The 11,078-nt window shown below is 50.7% G+C and carries 8 protein-coding genes and 1 other annotated feature; of the genes, 1 reads left to right on the top strand and 7 read right to left on the bottom strand.

Annotated features, from left to right (window positions below; all coding sequences use genetic code 11):
• Positions 1-427 precede the first annotated feature (427 nt).
• Both metG and CRG97_RS01245 read right to left on the bottom strand, forming a co-directional pair.
• Entirely contained in the window at positions 428-2,068 is a 1,641-nt protein-coding gene (metG, locus tag CRG97_RS01250) for a methionine--tRNA ligase (RefSeq protein ID WP_098741384.1), read from the bottom strand.
• A gap of 46 nt (positions 2,069-2,114) precedes the next feature.
• Positions 2,115-2,385, bottom strand: a binding site (T-box leader).
• A 50-nt stretch (positions 2,386-2,435) separates the two neighbouring features.
• Positions 2,436-2,756 carry an RNA polymerase sigma factor gene (locus CRG97_RS01245; protein WP_098741390.1) on the bottom strand — a complete coding sequence of 107 codons (321 nt, stop codon included), beginning with the start codon at positions 2,754-2,756 and terminating at the stop codon, positions 2,436-2,438.
• A 384-nt stretch (positions 2,757-3,140) separates the two neighbouring features.
• Here CRG97_RS01245 and CRG97_RS01240 point away from each other — a divergent pair, with 384 nt between their 5' ends.
• Positions 3,141-4,058 carry an ArsR/SmtB family transcription factor gene (locus CRG97_RS01240; protein WP_098741383.1) on the top strand — a complete coding sequence of 306 codons (918 nt, stop codon included), beginning with the start codon at positions 3,141-3,143 and terminating at the stop codon, positions 4,056-4,058.
• Positions 4,059-4,227: 169 nt separating this feature from the next.
• Here the strand turns inward: CRG97_RS01240 and pdxA are convergent, their stop codons facing one another.
• The 5 genes from pdxA to CRG97_RS01215 all read right to left on the bottom strand — a co-directional run bounded on the left by pdxA (position 4,228) and on the right by CRG97_RS01215 (position 11,010).
• Positions 4,228-5,232, bottom strand: coding sequence for a 4-hydroxythreonine-4-phosphate dehydrogenase PdxA (gene pdxA, locus CRG97_RS01235; protein ID WP_098741382.1), 1,005 nt, complete (start codon positions 5,230-5,232; stop codon positions 4,228-4,230).
• A complete protein-coding gene (locus CRG97_RS01230) occupies positions 5,229-6,530 on the bottom strand; it encodes a four-carbon acid sugar kinase family protein (protein ID WP_098741381.1) in 1,302 nt (433 codons plus the stop codon). The genes pdxA and CRG97_RS01230 overlap by 4 nt, the downstream gene beginning before the upstream one ends.
• A 15-nt stretch (positions 6,531-6,545) precedes the next feature.
• Positions 6,546-7,535 (bottom strand): 2-keto-3-deoxygluconate permease, encoded by a 990-nt coding sequence (locus CRG97_RS01225; protein WP_071219527.1) that lies wholly within the window; start codon positions 7,533-7,535, stop codon positions 6,546-6,548.
• Between the two features lie 238 nt (positions 7,536-7,773).
• A complete protein-coding gene (locus tag CRG97_RS01220) occupies positions 7,774-9,486 on the bottom strand; it encodes a sigma-54-dependent transcriptional regulator (protein ID WP_098741380.1) in 1,713 nt (570 codons plus the stop codon).
• 180 nt (positions 9,487-9,666) lie between these two features.
• Entirely contained in the window at positions 9,667-11,010 is a 1,344-nt protein-coding gene (locus CRG97_RS01215) for a glycoside hydrolase family 30 protein (RefSeq protein WP_098741379.1), read from the bottom strand.
• Between the last annotated feature and the right edge of the window lie 68 nt (positions 11,011-11,078).

The raw sequence follows: 11,078 nt of genomic DNA, 5'->3' as shown, positions 1-11,078 counted from the left end.
TTGAACAGCTCTACTACGAGAATGCAGCTTAACTTCTAAAGGTGTCCACTTTCTTGACAGAAGAGCATCATGTCCTCAAACCACTACGAAATGGCTAAAAACACAGAAATAGCGGAACCACTGTCCTTAAAAAGTCACGACCCATTCAAAAAACCTAGATTTCTTGAATTTTTGATTTTTTGATTCTTTGAGTCCGCGACCCTTGATACTTCCATTCCTCGATTCTCGGTTCCCGATATCCTGATTAATCGCCTCTACTATTGATTCCTTAATTCCTTAATTCCTTGGACTCAGCTCCCTTGATCACGCTCTTATTTTACCTAGCAGGGTCATCGTACCAATTGCATCATGACGACAATAGCTCCTCACGCCCTCCCAACTCCATCTGACTCGCTCTTTGGGGTTTGGGAAACGGAGAACCCCCACATCAGAGGGACAACTCCCCCAACCTGCGCGTTTCCTCCTCAATCCGGCTGGTATCGATCCGTTCAAACAAAAGCTCTACGTCATGAATCGGCCTGCCAGCCGGAACACGGCACCACTCCCACACAGGCTGCTCCAGCGAGAGAAAACTTCGTATCCTATCGCAAGAGAACGGAATAAACGGCTGCAGTAGATTCGCCAAATTAACTATGATCTGAACGCAGGTGAACAGCGTTGTTCCGCACGCTTGACGATCCTCCTTGACCTGAATCCACGGCTTCTGCTCATCAAAATACTTGTTCGCGCGGCGCACTGTGCTAAAAATCTGTTCCAACGCTTCCTTCAGTTGCCCCTCCTCGATGAGCGCCCCAGCCTCGCGATACAATGCCTCAACCCTGCTCTGCCACTCTTCAGATATGCAGCCCTCGGGCACTTTCCCCTCAAACGATTTATTCAGAAACACCAAAGTACGATTGACGAAATTCCCAAATGCGCCAAGCAGCTCGCCATTGTGGCTGTGAATGAACTCCCTCCAGGAGAAATCGGTATCCCGCTTCTCGGGACCGTTCGCAATGAGGAAGTAACGTATGGAGTCCGGCTGATAACGGCTTAACAAATCCGGCACCCATATCGCCCAATTCCGACTGGTCGAGAACTTCTTCCCTTCCAGCGTCATGTACTCGCAAGATATGATTCGGTCCGGCAAATGCAGGTCACCTGCCCCCTTCAGCAGCGCTGGCCAGATCAGCGTATGAAACGGGATATTATCCTTCCCATGAACATAGTAAGCGGTAATCTCATCCCTCCCCTTGAGCCAAAAGGATTCCCAATCGCCGCCCGTTTCCGCGGCCCACTGCTTGCTGGCGGATAAATAGCCGCTCACCGCTTCGATCCAGACATAGATTTTCTTATCCTCGAAGCCGGGGACAGGAACATCCACGCCCCAGGTCAGATCCCTCGTAGCAGCCCGATCCCGGAGCCCTTCCTCCAGGTATCTTCTGGTCAATTGCACCGCATTGTCCCGCCAGCCCTGGGCGTTATTCAGATCATCGGTCAACTCCCCCTGAAAATGAGACAGCGATACATAAAAATGCTCGGAAGGGCGCTCCACCGGAGGGTTTCCGCAGATCTTGCAGGTCCTATTCGTCAGGTCGGACGGATCTAGTATCGTGGAGCAGGCGTCGCACTGATCCCCACGGGCTCTGCTGCCGCAGACGGGACAGTCCCCTTCCACATAGCGGTCCGGCAGAAAGCGCTGATCGGTTTCGCAATATGTTTGTTGTATAATTTTTCGATACAAATAGCCGTTGTCCAGCAGTTTAAGAAACAGCTCCTGCACGACGGCGTGATGAAACGCCTGATCGGTTCGAGTGTACAAATCGTAGGAGAAACCCAGCTGTTTAAAGCAATCCACGAACTCACCATGATACCGATCCGCAATATCCCCGGGAGCCACGCCCTCCTGAATGGCTTGAACCGCCACTGGCGTTCCATGACAATCACTGCCGGATACGTACAGGACCTGATCGCCTTTCGCGCGGAAATAACGCGCCAACACGTCTCCAGGCAGCAAACTTGCAAGCCTCCCTAAATGCAATGACCCGTTGGCATAAGGCCAGGCACCCCCGATAAAAATGTTCGTCATATCAATCATCCTCCTTTTTTTGGATAACAAAAAAAGCCCTCATCCCAAAAGGGACGAGAGCTTGCCGCTCACGTGGTACCACCCAATTTCATTCATGCCTTGCGGCATTCACCTCTTCGGGTACGACGCCATATATCGCGTGTATACCCTAGCACGTTAACGGGTGCGGGATCCGGCGCAGCCTACAACCCTCTGCAGGGTTTCGGTGCACAGCTCAGAGACCATATTCCCAAGGTTCTTTCCTTACCCCTTTTCACCAGCCGGGGCTCTCTGTTCAAAGACGTTACCAAGGTACTCTTTCTCTTCATTGCTTTTGTTTAACATTATTCAAGTTACTGGAAATCATACCCGAACTTTATGAATGAAGTCAAGGGGACGGATGCGCATCCTTTCTTGCCCTTTCCCGGCCATCCCGTATCGCTCCCAGCTTCTTCCCCAGCATCATCTTCAGTTTCTTGCGGGCTCTGCTCATGCGGTTCCGTACATTTTCAGGCTCAATTTGGAGCACTTCGGCAATTTCCAAAGTGTTGAAATCCTCGTAATAATACAAATACATCGGCTGTCTTAGGGTTTCAGGCAGAGTAAGCACAGCAGATAACAGTTCGTCATGGTTCTCCTCGCTATTCATCATCGATTCAGGCGCCTCTATGGCGCACTCGCTTAAACGATTCTCCGAAAAAAAGTCCATCGGTTCCAGCTCCGTTTCCTCGTAGGTTGATCGATTCTTCCTTGTTCCCCTTAGTTTCAACTTCGGGCCCTTTTCGTGACCGGTTGTATTGGTCGTCTCTTCCTCGAGAAGATGCGTGCCCACAAATTTACCGGGTCATGCCTAGATTTCCAGGACTCTCTGGCCGCTCGATCCACTTCCATCTGCTGCTGCCTGATGAGATATTCCGCAACAAACCAATTGTTCATCTCCAGTCTCTCCCCTTGCCGCCCATTAGTTCATATTTTTTTGAACTATATTTTTAAGTTCAATTATATATGAACATAATAAAAGTTCAATATTTATTTTCACCAGGATGTGGTATCATAAAAATGGAATGATGTGTACTTGAAGGAGAGATTGATCATGACCGTTATCCGAATTGACTATTCGCCTGTTCACGAGCTGGTCACCAGCTTGTTCGCATATACAGATAATAAAAACCAAATGCATGATCTAGGAAATAAGTGGAGGAAAGAAATTCAGAAGAAACTGTCTGCATCTTTTACGGATAAGCTCGAAGAGCTGGACTTGTTCGAGCTTATTGCTTATCTGCACCTGGCTATCGTAGACAGCCCGGAAAAAGACAACGTCGAGAGGTTTCTTGCCTGGTTTGCCGATTTGGGAGAAGGCCAATTGTATGAAATCCTGGCGCCTTATCTTGAAGACGGGTTTCCGATGGGACTTAAAACATTCCGGGATCTCAGTCATGAGATCATGACGGAGTGGCACCGGGCCTATACAATAACGCCGGAAATTCACGACTTGCTGGGACGTTCCGCTGCCCGCATGGAGCAGCTTAGCCGGGAGCTCCCCTACATTGATCTGATTGATGAGGCAACAAGCGGAATTGTGCTCGATCCTGAAGATGAATACAACGCCATTCTTCTCATCCCTACCTATCACATCAAGCCGTTAAACCGAATGGACTACGTGAGCAACCAACAACTCATTATCAGCTATGCCGTAGATGATGAGCAGGTGGACGAGGATACACCCACCAGTCAGCTGCTGCGGATGACCAAGGGGTTGGCTGACGAGAAGCGGCTGGTGCTGCTGCACATCCTGGCTAAAGGGCCCGTTACATTTACCGAATTGCAGCAGAAAACCGGCCTTTCAAAGAGCAACCTGCACTATCATCTATCCCTGCTTAAAACCGCGGGTCTCCTTCGCATGCATTTCAAAATGCCGAATGAGCGATATAAATACAGTGCAAGACCTGAATCCTTCAATCAGCTGCAAGCGTTCCTAGAGTCTTACGTGTTTGGACTATCCCAGTCATGAGGAACGAATTCCGTTACAGCAAACAGACTTGAGGAACAATAAAAAAAGATGACCCCACAGGTGGAGTCATCTTTTTGTTATGGACAGCTTGATTCCCTGCGGAATCTTCTGCTGTCACTTCGATTAAAAAGGTAATGGCGGCCGCTATACCCGCCCATCAACAACATCATTAGACTTTAGGCGCCAGCTCCGCCGCCTGACGGATGGCTTCCATCAAGCTTTTCTCGTCGGCGATGCCTTGACCGGCAATGTCGAACGCCGTACCGTGATCGACGCTGGTGCGGATAATCGGAAGGCCAACGGTAATGTTGACGCCTGCATCCAAGCCGAGCACTTTGACGGGACCATGCCCCTGATCGTGATACATAGCCACTACGATGTCAAAGTCACCGCGAACCGTCCGGAAGAACAGCGTATCGGCCGGCAGCGGGCCTACGACCTGGATTCCTTCCGCCTGCGCCTTCTCGACGCCCGGTATGACTTTCTCTTCCTCTTCGCCATATCCGAACAATCCGTTCTCGCCCGCATGAGGATTGATTCCGCAAACGGCAATCCGCGGAGCGGCGATGCCGGACTTCTGCAGCGTCTCATGAGCAAGCTTAATGACATGGTACACGCGCTCCGGATTTATTGAACGGACGGCGTCAATGATGCCGACATGCGTCGTAACGTGAATGACCTTCAGATTCGGTGCAGACAGCATCATGGAGTAGTCCGTGGTTCCAGTCAAATCTGCCAGAATCTCCGTATGGCCCGGATATTTATGGCCCCCTTTATGCAGGGCTTCCTTATTCAGCGGAGCGGTGCATATGGCCTGGATTTTATGGTCCTTCGCCAATTCGATGGCCGTCTCCAAAAATTTAAACGCGGCGTGTCCGGCTTCCGGGGCAACTCGTCCAATCGGCAAGTCCGCCGGCAGCAAATCCAGATCAAGCACATGAACCGTGCCAAAACGGTAGTCCACCTGCTCCAGCTCATCGGCAGTAATCGCTTCGATAGCCAAGTCACTGCCCACAAAGGCCTTTGCCCGCTCCAATATCTTCACGTCCCCGATCACAACCGGGTGACTGATATGATACATCTCCTTATTCATGAGGCTCTTGAGTATAATTTCAGGACCTACGCCTGCGGCGTCTCCCATCGTAATCCCGATAACCGGTTTATGCTGGCTCATGTTCTCACCTTTTTCTTATTTGTTATATAGTGCAAGGAATCTACCAGGGATTGATCATTTCCGAACCCCCCGGCTTTGGTGACGGTCCAGTAACCTTTCTCCATGCCCTGAAGCCTTCCGAACGGCAGGCCAGGCTCTACTTCCGAATACAGCTGCATTTCTCCCATTCCAAGTTCGATACAGATAGCCTTAGCCGTATCACCGCCGGTTAATACCAACCCTTGGATCTCAGCGTATGCCTGTAAAATGGCTTTCGTCATTCTTCCGAGTCCCAGCGAGATCGCTTCGCTTACCTCGGTTGAAGATAATCCCCGCTCATCCCCTGCTTCTTTTGCAATTCTGCGGTTTTCTTCCGAAGCGTCCACGTACAGGACCAGGTAGCGATTGCCCATATCCTTAGCGATTTGCTCCAGGACATCCTCTGTATCGTAAGTTTCACGAATCAGCCCTGCCGGATCAATCTCCAGCATCAACGAGTCGGGCATATCTTCGACGGCACGAAGCTGTCGCCGGGTCGTTTGGGACAAGCTTCCTGATACGATCAGCGCCTTATCCGCCTGGGCCCAGTCTTGGCTCCCCTTCTCCATGGAAGTCAGAGACAGCGCCTCCGGCAAGTATTCGATTAATCCGGCAGAACCAGCCCATAAAATCTTCTTGTCCAGCTGTGAAAATAATGCCGATATCGCCTGCAAATCCGCTTCCGTCTCACTATCGCATACAAACCAGGTTTGACCTTCCGCTAGCTTGGATTGGAGCCATGGCATAAATTGCGCGGCGGGCTGTCGCACTTGACTTGATGAAACCAGCACCGCCTCAGGCTCTCCTTCCTTCTGCAGCAGCTTCGGGATATAGCTTTCCGTTACGGGCGTTTTGGGATCCTTGGCAAACTCCGTCTCGGTGATCAGTACACCTTGAACATAATGATGTCCCTGTACCGTCGTACGGTTCATTTTGGGAAACGCCGGGGCGATCAGCACCAAGTCCGGCCGGAACACCTTCTGCACCGCCCGCAGTTCCTCTGCAACATTCCCGCGCAAGGTGGAGTCCAGCTTCTTGTAAATATGTCGGCAGCCCTGCTCTTCAAGGAATTGAGCGGCTCCGTACGCCGCTTCATAGGCGTCCACGCTGCGTTTCGCCCTGCTATCCGTATCGACGATCAACACTTCGGCACGGGTGTCCTGACGGTAATGGCGATGATCGAATACGACGGTGGAAACCAGTCCCTTCTTCGCCAATTGTACGCCAGAGTCATTCGCACCGGTCAAATCGTCCGCGATGATTCCAATTTGTTTTATCACATTTCATCACACCTTCTATGATTCGGCATCTGCTGTATTTGTATCAAATGAGTGCCCTTTCTTCTCTAGACGCTTCACTAAAAATCCGACATATAAAGGAAGCAGGATGGCGGTCGTTACCACGGACGCTGCAACCTGCACCGTCGCAATATCGGTAAATGCCGCAAAGGATGCATTCGCCGCCCCAATCGCGGCAGGAGTAGCCACGGCATTACCGGCTGTGGAGCCTTCCGCAGCCCCCACGATCGGATTCCATTTCAATGCTTTAAACACAAAGTATCCTGCGGTACCTGTAACAAAAACCGTCAGTAATCCAAGAATGATACCCGACAAGCCGCCATCCACGATCGCTCCGAAGTCAATGCCCATTCCGAGCGCAAATGCAAAGAACGGAATCAGCATGGAGCTGCCTTTGTCCAAAAACTTGCGCATCTCTTCATCCAGATTACCCAGCACCATCCCTACAATAATCGGAAGAAGAACGGAGATAAAGGACACGAAGGAGAACATGCCGTCCACGAATCCCATGGCGCCGAAGATCGATAACGCAACCATGGTGAGGAAAGGTCCGTCATTCAGGGCAAGCAGTGAATAGGCGGCACGGTCTTCCTTACTGCCGTATTGGCCTACCAAGGCTACGAACAATCCCCCATTACTGTTGGTCATCGCCGCAATGACGGCAATCGGCGCCAAACCCAGCCACAATCCATTCTCTCCGGCAAACAGGTAAGCAATCAGACCGAACGCTGCGCCGACCACCCACTTCGTGACAAGCAGCGTGGCCCCTTTTCCGACGGAAACGCCAAAGGACTTGACGTTAATCTGTGCCCCCGTACAGAGGAGGAACAGCGCAATCAATGTACTTGAACCGTTTACAAATAAAGACTCCGTGAAATTCCCGATCCGGAGTAGATCCGGTGCAAAGGTGTTGATGACTGCTGCAATAAGCAACGGCACCACCATCATACCTCCAGGAATCCGATCCAACGTCGCTTTAATCTTCATTATTGTAACACCCCTCTAATAATTGTTTCAATATTAAACAGTGATTTCGTATTGAAATCGCTTGCAGGGTTTATTGTAAGTGCATTCAATTAAATTTGCAACATATTAAAGATTAATTGTTGCAAATTTAAACAATCGATTGCTGTGTTACGTCTAGCTTGTTGAAATATATTCCTACTCCCCTAATATCTGCCGAAACGGAGGGATCTATTGATCGCAAAATAAAAAAAAGCTGAAACTATTGTTTCAGCTTTCTCCACAGGGTCGAACGGTTGATTCCGAGCCGTTCCGCAACCTTCGTCTGATTAAATTGTTCTTCCTCCATAATCGCGTCGATGATCCTCTTCTCGATCTCATCCAGCGTACCGCGAAGAAACTCAGGGCCCATCGCAGCTGACGGATGTTCTTCCTTCTTGGCTAGAAGCCGGGAAATGAGTGGCTTGCCGATCACGTAGCCCTTCTCCTCCGTCACTGCGTCCTGGAGCAGGATTTTCAGTTCCGACACGTTGCCCGGCCAATCGTACTGGGTCAGCAGGAGAATCGCTTCATCCTTGATCTTGATTGGTGAAGTCCCTAGCGTTCCATGATAGGACGCAATATAATAAGTCACCAGCGGCTTGATGTCCTCCCTGCGCTCACGCAGAGCCGGCACGGCGATTCTTGCCGCCTCCTCGTCCAGCAGGAGTGGATGATAATTCGAATCATCCTTTTCCAGCGAGAGGATGATCGTGAACCCCCGGTCTTTCATCTCGTTCATCCACTGCTTCAAATTCGTCATTTCTTGTGGAGTGATCGTTTCCAATCCATGGATGTACAGCGTGCGGATATCGTTGTCCCAAGCTTCTTCTTCGTCTTTTCCCGACAAGGCCATGGCCTGCTTTGCGGTAAGCCGGACATACAAGCCCTGGCCTTCGTTCTTGCGGTAATGAATATACCGGGAGAGCAGCTGCTTGCCTGTTCCTGCTTCACCGATGAGAATAAGGATGCGGCTGTCCAGTAGATCCTCGATCCGCTGCAGGCAACCGTGCATCGCTTCGCTTTGCGAAATCAACATCGGCAATTGGGTGATCGCCTCGACATGATAGCCTGCGGCCTCCCCATTCTGCTTCACCTCGGAAAAAGTGTACAGGTAGTACCGTTTTCCCTGTATCACTTTCAGCGTCCTTTTCTGTTTAAGCTTCCGGGTTCCGTTTTCATGTATCAGGATGGAGGCTTCCGCCTCCCGGTTTAGCCGAAGATCGGCTTGTAAGGCTTCCACAGGGAGCGGACAGGAACCGAAATCCGGCCACTGTTCATAAACAACCTCTCCCTCAGCATCCAATACGGCAAGGTTCGCGGCCGTTTCCTCCAGCAGTGCTTGTAGAAAGGATATTTCCCACTGCGTCCGTTCATGTAACCGAAACGCGGACTTGGCCTTTTGAAACGCATCGAAAATGGCCTCGCGCCCGGATTGGATCAGAATCCCTTCCAAGTGGTGCTTGGCGGCTGCCTCCATCGTCACCACATCGCCCATGATTAATTCGAAGCCCTTCGCCTTCAGATCCTCCAGCAGCCGGTCCACCTCTTGCGCCTTCTCTACCGTGAACACATCCACCTCGATATCCAGCACATCGGTAATGGCTTTGGCTCCGAGCGTAATATTGGAGAAGCCCACAATGGCTTTTTTGCCTGGAAAATGATTGGCCAAGGTAAGCACGCGCAGCATGTCATAGCCTGAAACATGGACATCGATAACAGGAATGCGCACCTCGGGCTCGATCAATTTAGCCGTACCGCCCCGGCTAATGATCACGTCATATCCCAGGCGTTCGCCTTCCTTTGCCAGAGGAACTGCTTCTAGCAAATTGCCAACCTCGACTCGGACTTCAAGCTCCGGCTCTTCCTTCCGGCATTCTTCTATTAAATGGCTCATAGCGGGATACGGAGCAATAAATAACGTTTTAATGGTCATGATTGTCACCTGTATTTTCTTTGGTCAACCTTATTCTTGTTATTATTCTACCGTTTCTATATGAAATAACCAACTCTATATATGAAAAGGCACCCCCGCCAAGGCAACCATCAACCGAAAGGCCGACGGCGCCGACTAGGGTGCCTTATCTTATCTAACTTATAAACTATTACCTCAGAGTTACGCCTCTATTAAAACGGACACGGCGCTTTTCGGTGCAAGGCGGAGGTTAAGCTGCTCCATTCCGCGCATATGCAGAGCAGCATTCTCCTCTCGCTCGCTGTCATTAAACAAAACGATGGCAATCGAGCCGTCCGTGTTCTTGAAAGCTACCGTACGGATGGACTCATCGCTGGTAGAAGCAATGCGAACCGCTTTCGGACGGATCACCTTACTAAAATGAGCCAGCGCGTAATAATCCAGCGTATAGGTAAGCTCCTTCGTCTGCTGATTAACTGTGACAATGCCGCGGCAGGTGCTTTTTCCAAAGCCCGGAACGGTAGGACCGTTCTTCTCATCCAGCGCCATATTCCACAGCACGTAGGATTTACTGTGATTGCGGAGAATCTCGATACCGGTTCGCATCACATTGGAGAAGGCCTGCTCAAACGGCGGAATCCACTCCCCGCCTGATCCTTCCGTGAAATGAACCTCTTTCCCCGGGAAAGCCTCGAATACTTCCGATTGGGCCGACGGCTTGCCGCCGTACCAGTGCCAAGCGACGCCATCCACGGCGTCACCCGCTTGCTCAAAAACAGTCAACGGATAGTCCGGCTTGTCCCAGTTATGGTCATAACAGAGAATTTTCGTATCGATATCGTTCTTCACGAATTGCGGCTTCAGATGGTTCTTGATGAAATTACTTTGCGCCTCAGACAGCATGATCATGCCGGGGTAATGTCCTGGCGAGTATAACGCCTCATTCTGCGGCGTGATCGCATAAATCGGCAGCCCGTTGGCTTCATACCCTTTGATGTAACGCACAAAATAATTAGCATACACCGAATAATATTCGGGTTTCAGCTCTCCGCCGATCATCGACCCACTCGTCTTCATCCATCCCGGCGGACTCCATGGGGAACCCATCAGCTTGACATCCGGGTTCAAGCGGAGTGCTTCCTTCAGGAGAGGAATGATGTCTTTCTCGTCATGCGCAATGGAGAACTGATTCAGCTCCACATCCGTCTGGCCCTCAGGCATATCATTGTAGCTGTAAAAGTCACGCGCGTAATCGGATGCTCCCATCGGCTGGCGGAGTACGGATAACCCGATCCCTTCGTTTGGATCGAACAGCTGCGTCATGAGCTCCGAACGCTGCTTCGTTTCCAACACTTGATGAATCAGATAAGCAGCGGAGTCCGTGAAGGACGCGCCGAAGCCGTCCATCTCCTGAAACGTTTGCTCCTCATCGATCATAACCGTATGCTGCTGTGCGTCCGATGATCCGGGAGCTAACTGCTCCTTGTCTTTCCTAACGAATAATTCCTTTTCCCCGTTTGACTGGTAGATTGTCATGTTCAGCATGCTGTTTCCCTCCAAGTTTCTTATGGTCTTGTAGCTTTCCTATCCCGCCTTATATTGGAAGTTGACTT

It is taken from the genome of Paenibacillus sp. EZ-K15 (assembly GCF_002573715.1).
Taxonomy (GTDB): domain Bacteria; phylum Bacillota; class Bacilli; order Paenibacillales; family Paenibacillaceae; genus Paenibacillus_AQ.
The sequence above is the reverse complement of the archived record's forward strand: the minus strand, read 5'-3'. Positions and strand labels throughout refer to the sequence as shown.

Excerpts from the sequence above, each read along its gene's own strand:
- metG (WP_098741384.1), bottom strand. The coding sequence starts at position 2,068 with ATGACGAACATTTTTATCGGGGGTGCCTGGCCTTATGCCAACGGGTCA.
- CRG97_RS01245 (WP_098741390.1), bottom strand. The coding sequence starts at position 2,756 with ATGGACTTTTTTTCGGAGAATCGTTTAAGCGAGTGCGCCATAGAGGCG.
- CRG97_RS01240 (WP_098741383.1), top strand. The coding sequence starts at position 3,141 with ATGACCGTTATCCGAATTGACTATTCGCCTGTTCACGAGCTGGTCACC.
- pdxA (WP_098741382.1), bottom strand. The coding sequence starts at position 5,232 with ATGAGCCAGCATAAACCGGTTATCGGGATTACGATGGGAGACGCCGCA.
- CRG97_RS01225 (WP_071219527.1), bottom strand. The coding sequence starts at position 7,535 with ATGAAGATTAAAGCGACGTTGGATCGGATTCCTGGAGGTATGATGGTG.
- CRG97_RS01220 (WP_098741380.1), bottom strand. The coding sequence starts at position 9,486 with ATGACCATTAAAACGTTATTTATTGCTCCGTATCCCGCTATGAGCCAT.
- CRG97_RS01215 (WP_098741379.1), bottom strand. The coding sequence starts at position 11,010 with ATGCTGAACATGACAATCTACCAGTCAAACGGGGAAAAGGAATTATTC.